Origin of the sequence: Clostridium taeniosporum, from assembly GCF_001735765.2 — a bacterium.
In the GTDB taxonomy this organism is placed as follows: Bacteria; Bacillota; Clostridia; order Clostridiales; family Clostridiaceae; genus Clostridium; species Clostridium taeniosporum.
On sequence record NZ_CP017253.2, the window covers coordinates 2,925,147 to 2,949,282 of the forward strand.

Sequence of the window (24,136 nt, forward strand, 5' to 3'; positions counted from 1 at the left end):
CAACTATTCCACCTTGTAGCTCTCCACGTTAGTGACAGTTATGTATATATTCTATACACCCCCAAAAATAATTTTTCGCATAAAAATTATTTCTTCGGCTACAATGCCTTTTTTTATAAATCAATATCTGCCGACTCCTTATAAATACTCATCATTATAGCACCTCTACCTTAGGTTTTATTCTATATTTTATTATATTAAAATTTATTATTTTTGTTAAAGATATGATATCATAAATTCAATCTATTTCAATACTTTTGGGTCTATTTTTTTTAACTTTATCAATTTATTAATTTTTTTCAAATAATTACTAATCAATTACTAAATTCGTTAATTTTAAAATAAAATTTTAATTAGCAAAGTATAAATTTTTTTAATATTTAAATTTATTTTTTATTTATCCCTGTTATAATTAACAGTTTTCAAATATGAAATAATTAATCAATAAAGAAACTTCAATGGAGCCTTTAATACTATGAATATTAATTATTATAGTTTATATAATAAGTTTATTTTTACCGTTATTAATTTAGTGTATTTACAAGTTTCTTTCAACTTATCCACATTATCCACATATTTTATCCACAACAATGTTAATTTTGTTAACAAATATTTATTAAGAATATTTATTATAGATATAATTATTTTTTAATAATATGATATCGTATTTAATTTTACACTTTTCTATATATAGTTACATTTTATTTGGTATATACTGTATATCCATACCATTGCATAATATATTTTTTTAGTTATCCACACATTTATCAACAAGTAATTATTTAATCAACACTTTGTGTACATCTATGTGTTTATTAGGTATGCCAACACCTTTCGTATGTACTGAAAAGATTTTAATCCACAAAGTTATACACAACTTTTTTACAAAATAATAGTCCTTAAAAATTTTTAAGTTTTTTGTTATATTTTATATTAATTTTGTTTATTTTAACTATACATATTATAGTTTTACTAATTAAATAAAACTTATACTATCATTTTCACTATAAAGATAACTCTAAATTCCATATTATATTTTTTAAACTACGGATTTAGAGCTATTTAATCAACCAAATATATCTTTAATATATAATTAGTGCTTTTTTCATATAATCATTTTAATCATTAGACAACTCTTGCATTTCATTTATTATTGCTTTTTTCACATTTTCCATAGGAAAATTTTCTCCTGGACATAAGGTTTCATAAGTATCTCCATGCCCTTGTACCTTAGATATATTGTATTTTATTATAAGATATGTTGATAACTTTTCTAATGCATCAATTTCCTGTTCTGTGGGCTCATCTTTTTCTAAATTTCCCTCAATACATATTCCAAGAGTATTTTTATTCTGTCCTTTTATATGTGCACCAATTGCTTCTTCGGGTCTCCCCCTGTAGATTGTTCCATCCTTTCTTATATAAAAATGATATCCTATTCCACACCATTTTTTTCTCACATGCATATCATGTATTTGATTTGCTGTTAAATTACTAGATGCTGCATGATGAAATACTAATAACATTGGATTATTGTCATATTCTAGATCTCCAGCCCAATTATAATGTATATCTCTTATTCCTAATTCATCTTTTAGACTAGGCAATTTACTCTGTAATACACTTATTTTTATCTTATTTCCTGTATAATAAGGGTTATCATTTAAGAACCTTACATATCTGCATTTTCCTAAATATCCAATTGTAAAAGATAGTGCTACTAATATTACTAATGAAACTATAGCCTTATTTCTAAAGGATTGTTTATTTATATTTTTTTCTATTTCTTTATATCTTAAATTATATCCTGATTCTAAATTACCTCTATCTCTAACCTTTTTTTTATATTTATTCTTATATCCATTCTTTCCTGTTATACTTATCATAATATAATCCCCCGTTATTCTTATAGTTTACATAATATATTATAAAACATTTCTAACTATTTTCCAAATAATGGATATATGGTGACTCCTTTCTAATTATAATTATGCTTAAATTCAATAAACTTTTAATATGATAAATTAATATTTCTTTTAATTTAGATTTTATCAACTTATCAGTATTTAATTAAATCCCTTAAATTTTTATATTTTTCTATATATAAAAAGTATCTACTTTAGACTTTTTAGTTAAGAATAATATTAAATTTGTAAATATTAATTAAAGTATAACTCTTTTTTTTCGAAATTATGTACAAGTATAAATGATTACGTTAAGCTTAAAACTATTTAACTACAATTTTATACATTATACTCTTAAGTTCTTTTTCGTTTAACAATTTTAAACACAATTTCAAATTTTATGTTAAAATATCTATATGAGTAAATTTATAAGGAGTGAAAAATATGATTTCAGACAAAATGAAAAACTTAGTAGCAAATAATTCTGCTATAAGAGCTATGTTTGAAGAGGGGAAACGCCTTGCAAGTATTTATGGAGAAGAAAATGTCTTTGACTATAGTATTGGAAATCCAAATGTTGAACCTCCTGAAAATATAAAAAATGCAATAAATGAAATATTAAATGAGGAATCTCCAAACTTTGTTCATGGATATATGAACAATTCTGGTTATGAAGATGTTAGAGATGAAATAAGTAAATTTTTAAACAATAAATATAAATTAGATCTTTCTAATAAAAATATTGTTATGACTTGTGGAGCTGCTGGTGGATTAAACATTATGTTAAAAACCCTTTTAAATCCTGAAGATGAAGTTATTACTTTTGCTCCATATTTTGGTGAATACAAACATTACACTAATAATTTTGATGGAAAATTAGTTATTGTTAAACCAGATACATCTACATTTGAACCTAATATGGATGAATTAAGAGAAAAAATAACACCTAAAACAAAAGTAGTAATAATAAATACTCCTAACAATCCAACTGGTGTTATATATTCAGATGCAGCATTAAAAAAATTATCTTCTATACTTGAAGAAAAACAAAAAGAATTTAATACTAATATTTACTTAATATCAGATGAACCTTACAGGGAAATTGTTTATGATGATGTTGAAGTACCTTGTATCTTAAAATATTATAAAAATTCATTTATTGGGTATTCATATAGTAAATCTTTATCATTACCAGGAGAACGTATTGGATATGTTGTTATAAATGATGATATGAATGATTTCGAGAATATAGCATGTTCTTTAAACATAGCAAATAGAATCTTAGGATTTGTTAATGCACCATCATTATTCCAAAGAGTTATTGGAAAATCTTTAAATACTGAAGTTGATGTAAATATATATAAAAGAAATAGAGACCTTTTATATAATCATTTAATCAATTTAGGATTTGAATGTTTAAAACCTCAAGGTGCATTTTATCTATTCCCCAAAACTCCAATTGAAGATGATAAAAAATTCTGCGAAGATGCTAAGAAATTCAATTTATTATTAGTTCCTGGTTCAAGCTTTGGCTGTTCAGGTTATGTAAGAATATCATATTGTACATCATATGAAAAAATTGAAAGATCATTATCTGCATTTGATAAACTAATGGCATTATATAAATAGAAAAGCCAAGTGGCTATGCCACAATTTTTAGTTAAGAATGGATAATTTAAAATATGAATTTAGGTTTTAGATTTTTAATACTTTCTAAAAATATATATTTTAAATTCTATACTTTCCTAGACATTGAATAATGTATAATATGCATTAAAGTGACTACCAAGGGGTAGTCACTTTTTTAAAATAATTCTGGTATTTCTTCATCTATAACATTAATAGTAGCATTTACAGACGGAGAAGCATCTACTTGTATTGCATTTGTAAATGTTCCTGATATATTAGGAGCATACTCATTATATAGAATTAAAACTTTATCCCCATTATTTAATCCAAATTTATTTAAATCAATTTTATAATTCTTTTGTTCTGCTGTTTTATCAATACTATATAATAAATTTAATTTATTTCCATATAACTTATATATTTTAATTGGTCCATCAATGTAAATATTTTTATCAACATTTAATTGAACTATTCTTTGGCCATTATATATAAAATCAGCTCCTAGATTAATTCTGGCTTCCTTAGGATATGATTTTGTAGTAGTATTTATATTTACTGTTCCATCATTATTTATCCCATTATATATACCATGTCTTAAACTAAAACCTTCAAAATTAACAATAGGTGTATTTATATTATTTATAATTCTCTTCTCATTAAAATTAGTATATAATATTGTATTATTCTTTTCTTTACCAAAACCTAATTTTCCATAACCTGAGTTTGTTGCTTTTTTTATTTTAAATTTAACTTCTATAGGTTTTGTTTGAATCCATTGACCTTGATCCTCACCTTCTTTTTGTAATTCATACTCAATTTTATCTAATTGAACTTTATATTTATTTCCACTTTCATCTATTTTTTCTAGATTTCCAGATTCTATTAATTTAAAATTATCCCCTAAATCAAAGTTTAATTGAGCATCAGAAATTGTTAAAGGTGAATCAATATTATATTTAAATGGCTTAGTCATTATTTCATACTTAACTTCTATTTCTTCATTTATATTTTTGGAATTTATATTTTCTTCACTAATTAATTTTACTTGTATATAAGGTAATTCATTAGCTCTTATTTTAATTACAAAATCATCTGATGTTATTATTGGTATAGATATCACATTATCTTTCCATAAAAATTCACCCTTAGAATTTTTAAATATATTTTCATATTCTCCAACTTTACTACCTTTAATAACAAATTCAAACGGAACTTCATTTGCTTCATATCTTATTTTTCCATTATTTTCAGAAACCTTTTTATAGATAACATTATTAAGTTTTACTGTATTTCCACCAACTTTTAGAGTAAAACCATCTTCTGATTTAAAATTCATATCCATTTCTAAATTATCAATAGTATAACTTTCTATTATTTTATCAGCAATTTTATCAAATATATTGTTTATTACACCTGCATCTGTTGCAAAAAAATCTTTTTCTAATCCACCCATAGAATCATGTATTTCCCTCATAATTTTATTAGATTTACTATTTTCATTACCTAATCCATACCCTATTGAAAATACATTACTCTTACTATTTTTAATTATTTCTCCAATCTTTTTTGCATAGTCCTTACAGTAACCTTTATCATCTGAATTTCCTGTACCAGCATAATTAGGATATGTGTCGTCTATTGATGTATAATAATCCCAATAATACTCATTTTCCCAATAATATTCCTTGCTCCAGTAATAACCATATTCCAAAGAATATTTTTTTACCCAATGATACTTTTTTACCTTTTCATTAGTTTTATATGCAGAATAAAAAGTTGGTAATCCATCTGACATAAATACAATTGTCTTTTTGGCATCTTTATCTCCTTGTTCTAACATATATTCAGCTTTTCTCAATCCCTCACCTGTATTTGTTCCTCCTAATGCTTTTAATTTATTCACCATATCATGTAATCTACTATCTTTAGAATCTAAAAACTCTTTTCCTAATGATTTATAATCCGGAACCTCATGTGAATAATATTGATCTATACTTTTACTATTTTTATATCTATAATATCCAAATGGATTTATTGTAGCTTCACTTGAATAATTTACTATACCTATTTTTAAATCAGGTATACCTTTCATTTTATCAATAAAGTTGTTTGCTGCCTTTTTTAACTCTGCCATTTTAGTTGTATAAGAAGAATAATGTTCTTCTGCAGTGCCATGTTCTTCACAGTAGTTATCTATATAGTAAGGATCTACCCATACTTTATAGTATCCATGCCATTCATAATGGCCATCTACCTTATGTCTTACTCTTTTATGAGTACATATTTTTGCAACTTTTTCATCCATACTACCAGAAGTATCTAATACTAAAACTATTTCTTTTTTTTGCCTCTCTATCTCCATTTCAAATGGTTTTGGTATTATCTTTCCTTTAATACAAATATCTTCTCCTAATAAAGCTGGATTAGGGTCTGCCTTATCTATTTGAATTTGAAATGATGGCTTATCTCCTATTGAATTATCTGCATTTGCATTAATCAATCTAATATTTACAAATGTAGCTATCAATATAACCACTAAAAATATACTTAAAACTTTATATGCTTCTTTTCTTTTTTTATAATAGTTTATAAATACCTCTTTAATTTTAGTCACATTATCTCCCCCATAACTATTCTGATAAAAAGTTATAAGTATCAAAACTATTTAACTTTATCTATTTCTAAATGTAACTTTAACATTCACAGTATAGTCTATTTTTTTCTTAGACAATGTGAAATCCATTTGTGCAGATTTATTTTCTTTAACTTCTATATTGATTTTATTTATATTACTTGACAACTTTTTCGTAGAAATTTTCTTTTTTTCTTCTTTTCCATCAATAATTATTACTCTATATTCACTTATATAAAGTTCATTCTTTTGTTTTTTTATTTCAAATTCACTTCTACTACTATCTTCATTTAATACTGTAAATTTTATTAATTTAACTTTTTTCTGTTGTTTGTCATCAACTAAATAATCAGAATCTAAACTATCTTCAATATAATCAATACTACTTGCTTCCATTCCTATCTTACTCAAATTTTCTTGAATAGCTCGTCCTTCTGCTTGTAAAGTGGATTTAATGTCTACATATGAAATGATCTTCTTATTAGTATTAAACATTTGAAATATCATACCTAATATAACAATGGTTAAAGTCATTGCTAATATAGTTTCAACTAATGTAAAACCTTTTTCTTTTTTATTTAACATTAAATCCACCTCCAAATCATTTTATTATTTTCCATAATCTATTATCTAAAAACTTATTTAAATCATAATCTACATTTAAAAATGTTTTTTCAACAGCTTGATTTTTATTATTAGAAAATACTAAATTAAATAGTTCTATATTTTCTTCATAAATTTTATTTATAATATCTTGATTATATTCTATATTTTTTTGTCCACTTCCTCGAATAATTAAATCATCCTCGGTAATTATATTTCCTCTTAAATGTACATTTCCTTCAATATATACCCTACTATTTGTTGCTATAAATATATCTAACACTTCTCCACTACTTACTTCTATAATAATTTTATCTTTTGCCTCTTTTTCTTGTTTATCTTCATTATCATAATATTTATAATCATTTTCATCATAGTTTAAATCCTTGCTTTTAATTACTATAACTTTATTTGAATCATTATTGAATATAGCCTTTTTAGCTTTTTCCTTTTGTTTATTTATATCATAATCCTCAGGAATATTATAAAGATTCATTATATTCTCTACTGGATTAGCATTATTGCCATTATTATTATATAAATTTTGAAAATAACTAATATCCTCTTGTGATTTTGATTGATTTAAATTATATACTTTTTGAGCATATTCTAGCCTTTTATTCTTTATCTTTGTACTATCATCAATTGTGTAACTTCCTTCATCAATATGTGGATTATTATCTTTATCTCTATATACTATTGCCCCAATAGTATGAATACTATTTTTATTATCTGGTAATTTAATTCCACCTGTGTTTACTAATTCTTTTCTACAATTCCAATAAGTTGTAAAAATTTCATCCTTTTCTTGAATATTTTTTGAATAATAATTTTCTATATTATATGGATTATTTTGATCTGTTGCGTATGCTATATAATTTCCTTTTATAGATATGGATTCTGCTGTCTGATATGGTTCTTTTTTCCCATCGATATGTGCTACCCCCATAATATAAGCCTCATCTGTAATTTCCACTCCAGAATTTTTATTTCCATTTACTATAATACTACTAGAGGTTCTCACTGGATTTTTTAAAAAATCTTTATTATTGTCTGAAATATTTTTATCATTAAGACCATAAAAGTTCTTAATTTTTATATTAGTATTATAAGCTTTAAGTGCTAAATCATTATCAACTAATACACTTCCATTATTTATATTTAAACTTGAGTTGCCTCCAAATTCATTTACATATTTACCCTTTTCAACTTTTCCCACATATACATTTAGTGCATATAAATTTCCACCTGTTTTTCTTTTTTCTGTTGGTTTATCATTTTCATTAATATTTACATTAGTATTATCTTCAATAAGAAAAGTACTTGCTGTAGATACATCTCCATTAAACTCAACATTACTATTATTTAAACTTATTCCACCTTTATATTTATCGTAAACTTTATTTTTAATTATTTCCTTATTACCCTGAACAAATATATCTCCATTAATATTTAGATTAACTTTATTTACAGAATCATTACCTTTAACCTTCATATTTCCACCAACTAATAGTTGTCCATATTTTGTAGTATCTGGATTAATAACAATATTACTTTCCTTAAAGGTTACATCTTCATAATTAGGCACCTTTACTTTAAAAATAGCTTGCACTATTCTAAGATTATTTTTAGTAATTTCATTACTTTTACCTTTATCAATAAATGTTGATGTAACTTTTACTTTAAATGTATTATTATCTAAATTATAAGTAATTCCATTAAAATTATCTTTTATATCATTTGATATGCTATCATATTTACTTAATTTATTTAATTCATTTACCTTACTATCTTCGCATACAAAAAGTTTTGGAATAGAATTAGAATCCTTAAATTCTATTTTTTTATTATTAGAAAATTGTTTCTTATTTAATAATATATTTGAAACATCTTTTTCTTCTAAATTCATATTAATATAAGAATTATTACATATAGATTGTCCTAAAACACTTTTGGGTATATATTCTTTTTCACTTACTGCATCAGAATCTCTCTTTAAAAATACTTTAAAACATCTTTTAAATTCAGCTTCTGTAAGCCTTTTTACTTCTTCAGCAAATTTCTTTTGAGCCTCTTTCTTTCTTTTACTACATTTACATCTTCCTGTACCATTATTATGATTTTTGTGATCTGTATCTATAGATTTAATTTTACTATCTAATTCATTTTCAGCTTTTTCATATAATTCTGCATTAGGTCCAACTCTATTATCTTTTACCTTTAATTGTCTTGCTTTAAAATCTCCAAATTGTACTGCTTCATCAAAAGTTTTTACAATGATATCATATGCAACATCTAAACCTGAATCAGCTGCATACAAATTTTGTACCCTTCTACTTTCTTTTATTCTCATTTTGTAGTCTCCAACTGTCATAGATAACATAGCTGTTCCTACCGTAATTAAAATAGTAAAAATTATAACTACGGTAATTAAACTAGATCCTCTTTTCTTTTTTCTCATTTAATCACCGCCTAATTAAAATCTATATTTTGACTAGCTTGTCTAAAAAATTCAGTTTTTTCTTTATTTTTTACTTCTACAGTAACATCATATAACTCACCTAATTTAATTTGATTTAAATTTTCTGATATAGTATTAATAAAAGGCTTTATTGTACCTTCTTCACATACTAATTTTACATTTAATTCTTCTGGTTTATTAATTGATATATATAAGCTTTTCTTATCTTTATTAGATACATAAATTTTTACATCCTTATATTTATGATTATTTTCATAAGTCTTATATCCATCAAAATTTAAATTTAATTTTATTACTCCATCTTTAATCAATTTTTTACTAAGTTTTAAATTGTTTTTTTCTCCAAATACTTCAACTATTTTTTCATTATCTCTTGTAATAGTTTTTATTTTAAATTGTATTAAATCTTCTATTCCACTATTTAATATAATGTTCTTATAATTTGATATGTTTTCTAGAATAACTTTATATCTTTCTGATTTAATATCAAATTTAAAATTGTAAATTCTATAGTCATTACTAATTTCACTATTAATACTTTCTTCATTTAAATCCTTATCCATAATAATAGACGTATTTCTTTCTATATTTAAATAACCTTTATATTCATTTCCAAAATCTATTTCACCTTTAAATTTTAATTTTTTCCCATGAGAAATATCTAAAAAACTCAAAGTTCCTACTTTATAAACATTATCTTTAATTTTAATTGGTCCACTTTTTATATCTTCAAATATTTGTTGACCATATAACGCAGCTTTTTGTTTTACTTCTCCTGCTTTGTTATTTTTCATGGCCGACAAAACAATCCCATATATTCCACCCATAACTATGGCAAAAATTGCGAATGCTAATATTACTTCTACTAACATAAAACCTTTATTCTTATGATTTATTTTCAAAATATTCTTTTTATATTTCTTATAAAAATTCTTCATAAATCATCCCTACTTATTATTAACACTTATATTTTTACTATCACCATTTATTATTACCCTTTGATTTTTTGAATCATCATTATCTATTTCTACATTAACCAATTTATCAGTTTTATTTATAATATTTATCTTAATTCCTGATTTATCATCTAAATTAACTCTATTTTCACTTAAAATTTTTATATTTATATTGTCTGAACTAGGATTAAATTCTTGTCCCATATCATCATAACTAGATGGATAACTATCATTTGATGTTTTGTATTTATAATAGTATTTATCGTTAACTTTTGTTATTGTAAATTCTGCTTCTTCTATATCATTTTTATTTGCATATACATAAGTAGATTTTGATTTATCATTACTTTTTCCAATTATAATACTTGGTAATTCTGAAGTTATTGATTTTACTGAAACTAAAAAATCACTATCTAAATTATCAGATTCTGAAGTTACATCACCAACTGCACCATCTAAGCTAAAAGGAGATGCTTTACCATAAGTATTATTTACTGTCCAATTTAAATATTTTTCTAAATCATCATTTATTTTAGGTATAGCATATACTTCCAAATTAATTGTTCCTGTTACTTTATCTAAAGTTTTTTCAGATATTGTTATAGAATTAACCATTATTTTTCTTTCATAATTTCTAATAGAATTTAAAAATGTATTTAAAGAAGAGTAGCTTCCCAAAAAATTCAATTCAAGTTTTATTTGTTCTACATTATTTTTATTATTATTTGAATTACCCTTATCATTATCAAAAGACTCTTTTGAATTATCTTTAGGAACATCACTACTTAGCGTTGAAGTATTTTTCTCAATAATTTTATTAATCTCATTATTATATTCTTCAGTCATTTGTTTAATAGTACCTTCTTTTAAATTTTCTTTAGATTTTTCTATTACTGGTACTTCTGCAACTTCTATATTATTAAATACAAATCCACCTTCTAAGCCACTATCTTTTAATAGCTTATCTAATTCTAATATCAAATGTTCTTGACTTATAGTTGGATAAAAAGAAACTGATCTATCTAGTACCTTAGCATTTAATATTTTTATTTGACTCTTTTTATCATCTAATGAATTTATAGTACTAACAATACTTTTATATTTCTGTTCTAATTCATTTTTAGTTTTACTTTTCACTTCTATTTGCTTAATTTGATTTAAATATAAAAATTTATAATAGATAAATCCTACAAAAATAATTGCAAGTATGCATAACATTATTTTTTCTCTTTTACTTATCTTCATCTCATATTTACCTCCTTTAAGGCACATTCCAAATAAATAACTAGTGAGTATACTAGCTTATTTTGTGAACTACTTCTTCCTTGGAGCCTACTAATAGCATAATTATTAGCAGAACTCAAGTCATTGTATTTCATAAAATATCCATGGCATCTTTCACTTATTATTTATTTTTATATGCTAATACACATTTAATATCAAAGGAATATTGACCTTCTACCGAATCATCAATATCTATAGAATTAACAAATACATCTTTCATCATTGATAATTCTCTTAAATTATGTTGGAACTCACCTACGGCATCTCTACTTGATGTTATTCCTTGAATTGTTAAAATATCATTGCTAATTTGTAGGTTTTTAAATGAAATTTGAGATGGTATTGTTGAATTTACATCGTTTAAAATTAAATCTGAAACATTATTTCTATTATTTATCTTATCTACTACATCATCTAATATGTCATTATATTTAGTTAAAGTACTTATTTTATCATTTATTTTTTCAGCTTCTGAAAATTTTTGTTTTATTTCTGAATTATTTAGTTGTTCTTCATAATAAGATATATTTTTATTTAAAATAAATATCCTAACACTATTAAAAATTAAAGTTATAATTATTAAACCACCGATAACGCCCATAACCCCATAAATGTAAAGCAAAGTACTCTTTTTTTCTTTATCTTTTCCTTTATAAGGAGCAAAAAAATTTATATCTCTCATATTAAAACTAACCCCCTATAACCTTATAAGTGATCCAATAACATTAATAAAATTATCTATATTTTCACCAACATCAATACTAGAACCTCTCATTATTTTAGGAATATTTTTTATTTTTACAGTCTCTATCCCAATTCTTGATGTTATATATTCTTCTAAATTTTTTATTCTGGAAGTTCTACCGTATATAAATATTTTATTAACATCATCACCAAAATTTTTTGTTTTATAAAACTGTATTATTTTTTCTATTTTATCTATCCATTCATCTAAAGTATCTACAATTATACTATTTTGAAAATCTAATTCTTTTTCATGTAAATCTATATTATGCGTTTTAAAATACTCTATATCTTCTAATGGTATATTCATACTTTCATATAAAATATCATCAATATACTTTCCACCAGCTTTTATTATCCTTGTAAATTTTAAAGTTCCATTATTATATATATTTACATCTAAACTAGAAGCACCCATATCAATAAAGGCAACCGACTCTTGTAAACTTAGTTCATATTCGTTTATTGAATCTATATAGTTAAGTAATTTATTTAAAGCATTATAATTAACATCCAAAGCAAGCGGCTTTAAATTTAAAGCAATTAAAAGATCATAATATCCTCTAGCCATTTTTTCTGGATAAGCAATTGCTCTTACCTCTAATTTTTTACCATCATCAGAAAATTCTTCACCTATCATAGTCATCTGTAATACATAATCATCTAAATTTATAGGTAAATATTGTTGTATTTCGTATCTTACAACAGTATCTAACTCTTCTTCTTTTACATCAGGAATAAGAATTTCTCTATTTATAATTAAAGATGAATTATTGGTACATATTCCTTCCTTTGCAGTTATTCCATTGTCAGTTAATACTTTTTGCAAAGTAGAAACAAGTATTTCTTCTTTTTCAATACTTCCATCAATAATAGCTTTAGATGATATAGCAACATCTATTAATTTTTCAACTGATAATGTTCCTTTATAATACATTCCTTCTGCTATCTTTATGTTGGTACTTCCAATATCAAATGCTACAACTCTTCTCTTCTTTTCCTTCTTGATTTTAATAGACTTATTTTTTTTATTTATAATTAATTTATTTCTTAAATCTTTGATATCCATATTCATAATGTCTTTTAATTTGCTAAAATCAAAATTTAATTTAACCACTTTATTTAAAATTCCTCCCTTATTAAATAATCATGTTTGAATAATATATTTAATTTGAAAAATCCCTACTTTAAATTTAAAATTAAAAATTATTTGCTTTTAAATAACTTTATAATAATAACTTTAATTTTTAATACTATGTATATATTAAATTGCAAAGTTAAAATATACTTTACAATTTAATTAAAAAGTTTGTTGCTATTTATTTGCTATCTGCTTTACCAAAATCTTTATATATACCTTCACCATATGGATATACTTCTATTACCTTATCTCCAGTCTTATTAGTAGTTGCAAATACCTTTATATCATCCATTCTATAAATCCCTACTGCAAATTCATATCCATCTAATGCTTTAACCTTAGGATATTTTTCTCCATCAAGTCTAGATTCCACTGCTTTTGTTACATTATCTGGGTACTTTCCTGTATCTGGTTTTATTGTGATAGTTCCATCTGCTATTAATGTAGCAGCTATTCCATGTAAAGTTTTAGCACTAGCAATGTCTGCTTTTACATTTGCATTTTTAGTTATTTTTCCGAATTTAGGAATAGCTATTCCTGCTAATATTCCTATTATTGCAACTACAATAATAAGTTCTACTAACGTAAATCCATCTCTTTTTTTTGATTTCAATTTTAATAATTTATTACTAAACATTTTTATATACCCCTTTAACTATTGTTTAAAATTATCTTGTATTCAAAAATTAATAATATTTATTAAAAATTAATCGAAATATAACGTGTATAATTTAAATATTAGAAAGTGTAAAGCCTACTTAAAAACTTTACACTTAATTATTATTATTTAATTATTAATTTTTTCTCCATATTACACCTGATTTTGTGAGTTTTAATCATTACTTTCATCTTTATTAGCTGTCTTCCCATATTTCTCATAATCAGGATAAACTTCCTTACCTGCTGCCTCAACTACTATATTATCCTTATCATCAATTGTAACAACAAACTCTCCTGAAACTGCTTTAGGATTAGGAAGTTTTTCTCCATCTATTCTTTTAGTTACTAAACCAGTAACATCTCCATCCTTTGGTATTTCAACATTTTCTGCAATCAATTGTGCTGCTATTCCATGAAGATTTTTAGCATTAGCAATATCTGCTTTTATATTTGCATCCTTAGTTACTTGTCCAAATTTAGGAATAGCTATCCCTGCTAATATTCCTATTATTGCAACTACAATAATAAGTTCTACTAATGTAAAGCCCTTTTTCTTTTTATTTTTTAGTGATTTGATTGATAATTTGTTCATAAAAAATCCCCCTTATAAGTTATTGAATTTTACTATAACTATCAAACATTGGAATCATTATTGAAATTATTATAAATCCTATTACAAGACCCATTATAACTATTAAAGCAGGCTCCATTAAAGAAACTGTAGTTTGAATTGTTGTTTCAAGCTCTTCATCATAAAAATCAGCAGTTTTATTTAATATATCATCTAAAGCTCCTGTTTCTTCACCAATTTTAATCATAGAATACAACATTTGTGGAAATACTCCTGTTTCTTTTAGTGAAGAATTTAATGTTTCTCCTTTTACTACTAATTCTTTAACTTTTGCTATTGCATCTTTAGCTATTTTATTATCAATTACCCCCATAACTATATCTAAAGCCTGAACTAATGGTAATCCACTTGAAAGTAATGTTGATAAAGTTCTTGTAAATCTAGACACTATAATCATTTCATTAAGTTTTCTAATGACTGGTAGTTTGAGCTTTAATTTGCTTAATACAATTAAGCCCTTTTCTGTTTTTAAAATATATTTAATTGCAACAATAATTCCTATTATTGCAATTAATATCATAAAAAAATTTTCTTTTAATGAGCTACTTAACCAAAGTAAAAACTTAGTACTCAATGGTAAATTTACTCCATTTTCACTAAACATGTCGGTAAATATAGGCATAATATAAGTTAATATAAAAATAACTATACCTATTGCTATTAATCCTAATATTATTGGATATATCATTGCATTTTTTACTTTATTATTTACTTTATTCTCTTTTTCATAATGATTAGACATTCTAAGCATTATCACATCTAAACTACCACTTGCTTCTCCTGCTGCAATTAAACTTACTAAAAGATTAGGGAAAACTGACTTATGCTTTTTCATAGCATCAGAAAGTATTCCTCCTTTTTCAACATCTCCTTGAACCTCTTTTAAAGTTTCCTTAAGCTTTATATTAGTAGCTTGATTGGTTAAAATTTCTAAGCATGTAAGTATTGGTACTCCTGCATCTAACATAGTATAGAATTGCCTACAAAATATTGAAAGATCTTTAAACTTAACTTTATTATTAATCTTAAATTGTATCTTCTTACTTTCGATTATTTCTTCTACTAATAATGGATAATATCCATTAGATGAAATAAATTCTATAACTTCATTCTTAGAATCAGCTTCACGAGTACCTTCAATTTTTTCATTATCTGTATTCATAGCTCTATACTTATAAATCCCCACTCTATCTATGCCCCCTAAAATTACAATCAAGATATTAATTAATTCAAATATAAATATATAAAAAGTTTAAAATTAACTTGTTCCACACTTTTCAAGTTAAAAATTAAATAATGTAGAATTAAAAGTTTTAGTTAAAAGTCTTAAAGACTCTCTAAAGATATATATTTTAAATTCTACAAAAATTTTTTCCTTAACTCTTAACTCTCAACTCTCAACTATCAATTCTCAATTAAATATCTATATATCCTTAGTATTCTTTTATAAGTGTTATTGTTGCAAGCTCTGTTATTGTGGTTATACCTTTTATAACTAAATCTATACATTCTATTCCTAATGTTGTCATACCATTTTTTAATGATATATCTCTTAAAATATCAAAATTTGCACCAGCATTAATAGCTTCTCTATGTTCCCTTGTCATTTCCATAATTTCATATACACCAATTCTCCCTAAATAGCCTGTACTATTGCAATATCCACACCCATCACCCTTATATAAAATTAATTTTTCAGAAGCATCTACTCCTAATATCTCTTTTTCATATTTATTTGCTTCATAAGATACCTTACATTTATTACATATCTTTCTCACTAACCGCTGAGCTATTATTCCTACAATTGAAGTAGAAACTAAATATGGTTTTACACCCATATCTATAAGCCTTATTATTGATGAAGGTGCATTATTGGTATGAAGTGTACTTAATACTAAATGTCCTGTAATAGCTGCTTTTATAGCTATTTCAGCAGTTTCATTATCTCTGATTTCACCTATCATAATTATATCTGGATCTTGCCTTAATATACTTCTAAGTCCATTTGCAAATGTTAAGCCTGACCTTGTATTTACATTAACTTGATTAACTCCTTTAAGAGTATATTCAACTGGGTCTTCTACTGTAACTATATTTACATTATTAGAATTTAATTCATTTAAAATACTATATAACGTTGTTGATTTTCCACTTCCTGTTGGTCCCGTAACTAAAACTATTCCATATGGATTAGATATTATTCTATCTATTTTTTTTAGATTTCTTTCATTTATTCCTAATTGTTCTTTACTTACATTGTAGCTTGATGTATTTAATATCCTTATAACTACTTTTTCTCCATATACTACAGGTAATATTGAAACTCTAAAATCTACATCCTTATTCTCTATTGTTGTCATTATTCTTCCATCTTGAGGTATCCTTTTCTCTGCTATATTTAATCCTGCAAGAATTTTTATTCTAGTTATTAATGGTGCTAAACTATCTATATTTAACACATTTACAGTTTGAAGTTGTCCATCTATTCTATATCTGATTCTTATTTCATTTTCAAATGGTTCTATATGTATGTCTGATGCATTCATTTCTATTGAATTTTTAAATAAATATTCAACCATTTTCACTACAGGAGCATTTTTTACATCATCTATTTCTTCTATGTTTATAAAATTTTTTTTCTTTAACTGAGAACTTTCCTTAGCTAATTGTTGAGCGGCTATACTAACTTGTTGACTACTGTAGTATATTTCTATAAACTTTTTTATATCATTCTTTTTAGATATGAAAGTTTCTATTTCAAATCCTGTTGATATTGCAACATCATCTATTGCAAAAATATTAAGTGGATCTGCCATAGCTACTTTTATTTTATTCTTATCAAATCCAAATGGTATCAATAAATATTTATTACATAAATTCTTAGGTATTATAGATATTGCTTTCTTATCAAAAGTTATTGTGTTTAAATCTATTTTTTTTATACCTGTTTGTTGTTCAACAGATTCTAAAATATCTTCTTCTGTAATAATATTGCTTTCTACTAATATTTCGCCTAATTTCTTTCCAAGAATTTTTTGTGATTTTAAAGCCTCTTGTAATTGATAACTATTTATTTTTCCTGCATTAACTAAAATATTACCTAGTCTTTTCTTTTCAATAGCCATAAAATCTTCACCACTCTTTTCTAATTTTATCTAATATAATATAAATAAATTTTTAATAATCTTAGGCAAATTCGAATGAATAACTAGTTAGTATACTAGTTTATTTTGCAAACTACTTCTTCATTGAAATCTATTAGTAGCACAACTATTATCAGAACCTAAGTCATTGTATTTCACAAAATATCTCTTACGTCTTTGACTTGTTATTTATTTTAATATGCCTTATATAATTCCAACTAAGTTTAAATAAAAATTAATTATGCTATCTCCCCATAAAATATACATTAGTGCAGCTATTGACAAACATGGTCCAAAAGCCATTGCATCTTTTGCATTTTTAAGCTTCAATATCAAAATAATAATTGCTACTATTCCTCCTATTATAATCCCTAAAAATAAAGTGAAAATAACTCCTTTAATTCCTAAAAACAAACCACAAACTAAAGTGATTTCTGCATCACCAATACCCATTCCTTTTGTTATAATTACTATAATTGCTAATGCTAAAAATCCAATTATTGCTCCTAAAATATAATTTGAAATTGAGCCTTTATTAATAAAAAAATCTAATGTCATAAATATTATTCCAACAATTATTCCAAACATTATTGTTGATGTATATATGTCTTGTGTTTGATAATCTATCATTCCTATTACGATTAATAATGAGCTTAATAAAGTATATTTAAAAAATTCAAAAGTTAATCCATAATTACAAAAAATAATTAAATATAAAATAGCATTTAATATCTCTATTAATGGATATCTTATTGAAATTCCTTCATTACAATATCTACACTTACCTTTTAAAAACAAATAACTTAATACCGGTACTAAATCTATAGAATTTAATTTATGATTACAATTCCCACAATGTGATGGTGGATAACAAATTGATTGTTCTAAAGGAATTCTATAAATGCATACATTTAAAAAACTTCCTATAACTAGTCCTATAATAATTACTAATAAATAATCCAATTCTTATCATCCTTTCACTCAAAAATCAAAATATATACACCATATTTTAATTAATAATTGATAGTTCATACTACATTAATTACATATTAAAAATTTAAATACTTCTAAAAAAATAAAAAAATCGCCAAGGCGACTGTGGAGCCGTCGATTTTTTTAGCCATGCACCTTTTCCAAACGTAGTGTAGGAATAATGGTGCGGCATATGATTATTTTTTATTCTTTAGATTTTATTTCTTAACCTTTAGCAAAAATATAATCTAAGTTATCCACAGATTTTAAAAAATATAGTTTCCTAAAAAATAAAAAAAACCACCAATTAAATAAAATTAATTGCTGGCGGGTTGCACCACTAACTCATAGCTCTCAAGGTGCCCAAATTAAGAGAACTAATCACAGTTTCCAACTTCACTATCAAATTATTATAAAAAAATCGCTAAACGACTGTGGATCGTCGATTTTTTTAGCCATGCACCCTTTCCAAACTTAGTGCAGGAATAATGGTGTGACATATGATTATTTTTTATTCTTTAGGTTTTATTTCTTAATCTTTAAGCAAAAATATAATCTAAATTATCTACAAATTTAACAAAATATAAATTCCTGAAGAATAAAATAACTTTTATTCCTAAATTATATCAAATATTTTCTAATATTAGAATACATTCTATTTAAATTTATTTTTTTCTAATAAAATCAAATATAGACAATATCTTAATTAAATTTTTCATTTGTTTTTTGAATACGAATTTTTATTATATTAGATAGCTTATATGAAATCTATAACAATTGCATAATTTCATACAAACCATTTATTGAAAAATATAATAATTTATTTCAAACTAAAATTCAAAGTTTGTATTTATACTTTAATATTAGATTTATTTTAAGATATAAAAATAAACCCATTTAAACTGAACAATTTATCAATTTAAATGGGCTTATTTAATATACTAACATAAATATTATCTATATTAATAATACATATTTATTTTATTATGCTGCTGTAGCATCATCATTTACATCTTGTGGAGTCATTAATTTCATTAATTCATCTTGTTTAAGAATAGTTTTGCTAGCTGGAATTTCAATATCTTTTCCTTCTGCTTTAACACTTGTAGCATTTATTTTTATATTTACTTTTGCCATATCTTTTACTTGTAAATTAATATTCATTTCTGATTTATAATCATTATCTGTAAAAGTTGCTTTTGTAGATAATGTTGATCCTTGAATTAAAGTCTTAGCTTGGTTTAATGTAGTATCAAATGATGGATCTTTTATAGCTGTTTGAATTTCTTTTATCTTTTCAGCATCAAATCCTAAATTTAATCCTGAATTACTAGAATCTAAATTATTTGCCATTGCCTTTGCTGCTTTTGAAAACAAATCAATCATTTCATCTGAATTCATGTTAATAGAGTATTCTCTTCCATTTTTAACTAAAGGTAATCCTATATTACTATCTCCGAAAATCATTTTACCTAAATTATCTAAATAATCTGGTGATTTTGCTATTTCTGTTATTGCTTTCATATCCATTCCTGAATCTATTGCTATATATTCATATGGTAAATTAACAAGAGCTTCTGGTGCTGATTGTCCATTACCAGTAAATGTATCTACATAATAACTTTTATTCATATAAGTTACGCCTTTATCAATATATGCTTTTAATTCTGGAATATTAATTTCGCCACTTGGATCATTAAATTTGAAATCTACATAAACTTGATCTTGTCCTTTATTATAGCTTGTTCCAGTAAATGTTAATTTTTTTGATTCTCCTTGGGCTTCAACATTAACTTCACCTGTAAATTGTGAACTTACTGCCTCCCATTTAGCTAAATTATTAACTTCCTTTGAATAACTCATAGCATCACTACTACATCCTGCAATTGTAAACATTGATAGAGTAGCTGCCATAACAACTGATAATGTCTTTTTTAATTTCATTTTTTTACCCCCTATTTATACTTATATTTTAAATTAATCCAACTTATAATATCTTAAATTTAATATAAAACATATTAAAAATCGAATAAATTCTTGCCTTTTAAATAAACATATTATTTACTTTTAAGTGATTTTATTTAAAATATAATAAAATATTAATACCATTTAACATTTTATTGTATTTATTATAATATTATAACTCAATTTTTCTGATATATATATCAATATTTTCTTAAATTAAACTTAATTTTATAATTATTGTTATATATCCTTATTTTTACAAATAGAGCATGATATTAAATATGATATTACACCTACAATTACTATTGTAATTATAGATATAATCGCTACTATAGCCTTGTTAGCTATAATAAAATTTAATATATTATTAGGAATAGATTTTTTACTTAATATAACTGGTAATGCAAATATAAAAAATGCTGGAATCATATATACTAACATTAAAATAGCTTTCCCTTTTTCTATTCCAAATTTATAATAAACACAATATTGTATCATACCTATAATGGTAGTAATTATTCCTGTAAAACCTATTATAATAATTTCATACATATTAATTAAACCTTCATTATAAAAATGAAACATTGTGAAAATTCCTATTATCCATACACTAACATTTAATACTATTAAATATAAAAATCTTCCCATTACCATACTTGATACTTTAGATGGAAACATATAATACATTTCTTTACTTTTTTGATTTCCCTCAGAACTAAATGGTAATACTCCAACAATCACTAAAATAAAAAATAGGTAACTTAATGAATTAACACTTATTTGTCCTAAAATCATAGATATAGAGAATGCTATTAAAAATAATGAGTAATATTTCAAATTTCCTTTTATTATCCTAAAATCAAATTTTAAATAATTTAAAGCATTCATTACTTACACTCCTTCCCTTTATTTATATAAAATATAATTATTTCCTCAATAGATGGTTTTTCAATTAATAATTCATCATTTAAATACTTCCTATCTTCAGCATATATCAATCCTTTGAATCCAACATTTGATTCTTTATATCCTACTAATTTTTCTTTTATATTAGAGGTTAAATCCTCTTTTCCTCCCTTTACTATTAAATATTTTTCTAAAATACTATCCTTTGTATCATTAAACATCATCTTTCCTTTATTTATAAAAAATATATAATCAGCTATCTTTTCTAAGTCACTTATAATATGCGTAGAAAATAATACACTCTTTTCTCCATCTTCTATATATTCTTGTAACAAATCTAAAATCTCACTTCTAATAACAGGATCAAGTCCACTTGTTGGCTCATCTAATATAAGCAATCTAGTTTTTCTTGCAAATATACTAGCAAATGTTAACTTTATTTTCATACCTTTTGAAAAATCTTTGATTTTTTTATCCTTTGGCAATTCCCATGAATCTATATAATGATTAAATTTGTCTATATTAAATGATGAGTAAAAATCTTTCAATGTATTAATTACATCTTTCATCTTAAAGCAACTTGGAAAATAACATTCATCACCTATAAATCCAATCATATCTTTAAATATAATTTCATTTCCTTTATATTTCTTTCCAAATACACTTATTTCTCCACTATCTGCTCTTAGTTGTTGCATAATAAGTTTTATAGTTGTAGTTTTTCCTGCTCCATTTTGACCTACATATCCTAATATATATCCCTTAGGTAAAATTAAATTTATGTCTTTTAAACTAAAATCTTTAAACTTTTTATTTAAATTTTTTATTTCAAGTGCATTCATTACTTATCGTCCTCCATTAAATTTTCTAAAATGAGAATAAGTTCACCATTTGAAACATTTGCTAATTCTGCATTTTCAATTGCTATAGTAAACGCTTCTTCTATTCGTTTTAAATACTGCTCTCTTACCATTTCATTATCTTTAGGAAGTACAAAACTCCCCTTTCCTCTAATAGTTGCTATAAATCCTTCTTCTTCTAAATCTGAATATGCTCTAGTTGTTGTAATAACACTTATACCTAAATCTTTAGCCAATCGTCTTATTGAAGGTAAAAATTCATTTTCAGCAATTTTACCAGACATTATTTGTTCCTTAATTTGTGTCTTTATCTGCTCATAAATAGGTAAATCAGACTTATTAGATAATAATATCTTCAATCAAATTTCCTCCTTAAAGTATATATACTGTATATATTGTATTATATACAGTATTAACATTATAGTCAATAGTTGGTAAAAAAATAAACCTTGTTATAATTCAAGGTTTATTCTAAAACTCAAAATTTTTATTTATGTACTTTGTAATATATTATGAAATTTATCCCATAATTAAAATCTATAAATAATACTCAAACACTTTTTGATAATAATTTTTAACCCTTAGCTTAAAATAACTATCTCTATTAATATATGCTTTAATTAAAAATTCCTGTTCATGAGCTTTATACTAAAATATCGAAGTTATTTTAAAACATATATATCCATAAAAGTATATTAAGCTTTTAAATTATATAATTCATTAACTGGTAATCCTATAACATCTGAAATTTCTTCTACTTTTAGTCCCATTAATAATAATCTATTTGCAATTTCTAAAGATTTCTCCCTTTTTCCACGTTCTTCTCCTCTTTTTTCTGCATCATTAATTATATTAGTACTTTCATATACGTAACTATCTTTCCACCATAAATCAGTATTGATTTCTTTTTTATCAAAATTTTTTATTACTTTCCTTATTGCTAAGTCCATCCCCATTACTTCTTTCAATGTTATTTTAGATTTTTTAGTTTCCATTATAATTAACCACCTTTCAATATATACATTTCCTAAAGAACAAAGTAGCTGTGCACGCTTTTTAGTTAAGAGTTTAAAATTTTGGTTGAAAATATTAAGGCTCTCTAAAATATATATTTTAAAATTCCACTACCCCATTTATAAGTATAGATTTAATAATTTTATATTTAAAATTCCATAAGGAATTTTCTCCTTAACTCTCAACTTTCCACTATCAATTCTCAACTTACCTATCAACGCTCTGATCTCAACTAATATTTGATTTAACTTAGATTTTACAAGTCTTTCAAACTTTAAAAGCTTTATACTTTGACTAGACATTAAAATTAACTTCTCATATTATATTTAAATTCGTATAAATATATCGTACATATGTTCGCTTATTTTTGCAAGTTAATATAATAATATAAAAATTAATTATTCATATATTTTTCTAGTTTTATCTAGTTTTTTCTTTGTTTTTCTAACAAACAAATTCTAATAAAAAAAGTTTTTCATCATATTAATTAATAAATGTATATTTTTAAAATCAATACTATTTTTATACATAAGTAATTTACTGTTAATATTGAATTTAAATTACCTTTATGGGATAATTTATGTGTGCTTATACCTTACTCTTATTCTTA

20 protein-coding genes and 2 riboswitches are annotated in these 24,136 nt (G+C 24.0%); of the genes, 1 reads left to right on the forward strand and 19 read right to left on the reverse strand.

Annotated elements, in window-relative coordinates:
- Nucleotides 1–8: 8 nt before the first annotated feature.
- A riboswitch (Lysine riboswitch) is annotated at nucleotides 9–176 on the reverse strand.
- A 942-nt stretch (nucleotides 177–1,118) separates the two neighbouring features.
- Nucleotides 1,119–1,886 carry a peptidoglycan recognition protein family protein gene (locus BGI42_RS13215; RefSeq protein WP_069680746.1) on the reverse strand — a complete coding sequence of 256 codons (768 nt, stop codon included), beginning with the start codon at nucleotides 1,884–1,886 and terminating at the stop codon, nucleotides 1,119–1,121.
- A 462-nt stretch (nucleotides 1,887–2,348) separates the two neighbouring features.
- Here BGI42_RS13215 and BGI42_RS13220 point away from each other — a divergent pair, with 462 nt between their 5' ends.
- Nucleotides 2,349–3,533: a pyridoxal phosphate-dependent aminotransferase gene (locus BGI42_RS13220; protein ID WP_069680747.1), complete on the forward strand. Its 1,185-nt coding sequence runs from the start codon at nucleotides 2,349–2,351 to the stop codon at nucleotides 3,531–3,533.
- 175 nt (nucleotides 3,534–3,708) lie between these two features.
- On the opposite strand, the gene BGI42_RS13225 is transcribed toward BGI42_RS13220, so the two are convergent.
- The 18 genes from BGI42_RS13225 to BGI42_RS13310 form a co-directional block, all read right to left on the reverse strand.
- Nucleotides 3,709–6,147 (reverse strand): vWA domain-containing protein, encoded by a 2,439-nt coding sequence (locus BGI42_RS13225; protein WP_069680748.1) that lies wholly within the window; start codon nucleotides 6,145–6,147, stop codon nucleotides 3,709–3,711.
- 57 nt (nucleotides 6,148–6,204) lie between these two features.
- Nucleotides 6,205–6,750: a PilW family protein gene (locus BGI42_RS13230; RefSeq protein WP_105165931.1), complete on the reverse strand. Its 546-nt coding sequence runs from the start codon at nucleotides 6,748–6,750 to the stop codon at nucleotides 6,205–6,207.
- Nucleotides 6,751–6,766: 16 nt separating this feature from the next.
- Nucleotides 6,767–9,229 carry a pilus assembly PilX N-terminal domain-containing protein gene (locus tag BGI42_RS13235; protein WP_069680749.1) on the reverse strand — a complete coding sequence of 821 codons (2,463 nt, stop codon included), beginning with the start codon at nucleotides 9,227–9,229 and terminating at the stop codon, nucleotides 6,767–6,769.
- Between the two features lie 11 nt (nucleotides 9,230–9,240).
- Nucleotides 9,241–10,188, reverse strand: coding sequence for a type IV pilus modification PilV family protein (locus BGI42_RS13240; RefSeq protein ID WP_069680750.1), 948 nt, complete (start codon nucleotides 10,186–10,188; stop codon nucleotides 9,241–9,243).
- A 9-nt stretch (nucleotides 10,189–10,197) separates the two neighbouring features.
- Nucleotides 10,198–11,451, reverse strand: coding sequence for a pilus assembly protein PilO (locus BGI42_RS13245; RefSeq protein WP_069680751.1), 1,254 nt, complete (start codon nucleotides 11,449–11,451; stop codon nucleotides 10,198–10,200).
- Nucleotides 11,452–11,611: 160 nt separating this feature from the next.
- Entirely contained in the window at nucleotides 11,612–12,172 is a 561-nt protein-coding gene (locus BGI42_RS13250; RefSeq protein ID WP_069680752.1) for a PilN domain-containing protein, read from the reverse strand.
- A gap of 15 nt (nucleotides 12,173–12,187) precedes the next feature.
- A complete protein-coding gene (pilM, locus tag BGI42_RS13255) occupies nucleotides 12,188–13,351 on the reverse strand; it encodes a pilus assembly protein PilM (RefSeq protein WP_069680753.1) in 1,164 nt (387 codons plus the stop codon).
- A gap of 202 nt (nucleotides 13,352–13,553) precedes the next feature.
- On the reverse strand, nucleotides 13,554–14,012 hold the full coding sequence (locus BGI42_RS16545; RefSeq protein ID WP_069680754.1) for a prepilin-type N-terminal cleavage/methylation domain-containing protein: 459 nt from the start codon (nucleotides 14,010–14,012) through the stop codon (nucleotides 13,554–13,556).
- Nucleotides 14,013–14,207: 195 nt separating this feature from the next.
- Nucleotides 14,208–14,627, reverse strand: a complete 420-nt coding sequence (locus tag BGI42_RS13265) for a prepilin-type N-terminal cleavage/methylation domain-containing protein (protein ID WP_069680755.1) — start codon at nucleotides 14,625–14,627, stop codon at nucleotides 14,208–14,210.
- Between the two features lie 19 nt (nucleotides 14,628–14,646).
- Complete coding sequence (locus BGI42_RS13270) at nucleotides 14,647–15,828, reverse strand: type II secretion system F family protein (protein ID WP_069681092.1); 1,182 nt, start codon at nucleotides 15,826–15,828, stop codon at nucleotides 14,647–14,649.
- Between the two features lie 271 nt (nucleotides 15,829–16,099).
- A complete protein-coding gene (locus tag BGI42_RS13275; protein WP_069680756.1) occupies nucleotides 16,100–17,791 on the reverse strand; it encodes a GspE/PulE family protein in 1,692 nt (563 codons plus the stop codon).
- Between the two features lie 222 nt (nucleotides 17,792–18,013).
- Nucleotides 18,014–18,772: a prepilin peptidase gene (locus tag BGI42_RS13280; protein WP_069680757.1), complete on the reverse strand. Its 759-nt coding sequence runs from the start codon at nucleotides 18,770–18,772 to the stop codon at nucleotides 18,014–18,016.
- A gap of 326 nt (nucleotides 18,773–19,098) precedes the next feature.
- Nucleotides 19,099–19,182, reverse strand: a riboswitch (cyclic di-GMP riboswitch).
- 583 nt (nucleotides 19,183–19,765) lie between these two features.
- The gene (locus BGI42_RS13285; protein WP_069680758.1) at nucleotides 19,766–20,725 is read right to left on the reverse strand and encodes a hypothetical protein; all 960 of its coding nucleotides are present in this window, start codon (nucleotides 20,723–20,725) and stop codon (nucleotides 19,766–19,768) included.
- A gap of 261 nt (nucleotides 20,726–20,986) precedes the next feature.
- Complete coding sequence (locus BGI42_RS13290; RefSeq protein WP_069680759.1) at nucleotides 20,987–21,634, reverse strand: ABC-2 transporter permease; 648 nt, start codon at nucleotides 21,632–21,634, stop codon at nucleotides 20,987–20,989.
- On the reverse strand, nucleotides 21,634–22,494 hold the full coding sequence (locus BGI42_RS13295) for an ABC transporter ATP-binding protein (protein ID WP_069680760.1): 861 nt from the start codon (nucleotides 22,492–22,494) through the stop codon (nucleotides 21,634–21,636). The genes BGI42_RS13290 and BGI42_RS13295 overlap by 1 nt, the downstream gene beginning before the upstream one ends.
- A complete protein-coding gene (locus BGI42_RS13300; protein WP_069680761.1) occupies nucleotides 22,494–22,871 on the reverse strand; it encodes a GntR family transcriptional regulator in 378 nt (125 codons plus the stop codon). Before BGI42_RS13300 ends, BGI42_RS13295 begins: the two co-directional genes overlap by 1 nt.
- 336 nt (nucleotides 22,872–23,207) lie before the next feature.
- The gene (locus BGI42_RS13305) at nucleotides 23,208–23,507 is read right to left on the reverse strand and encodes a hypothetical protein (protein WP_069680762.1); all 300 of its coding nucleotides are present in this window, start codon (nucleotides 23,505–23,507) and stop codon (nucleotides 23,208–23,210) included.
- Nucleotides 23,508–23,645: 138 nt separating this feature from the next.
- Entirely contained in the window at nucleotides 23,646–23,828 is a 183-nt protein-coding gene (locus BGI42_RS13310) for a hypothetical protein (protein WP_069680763.1), read from the reverse strand.
- Between the last annotated feature and the right edge of the window lie 308 nt (nucleotides 23,829–24,136).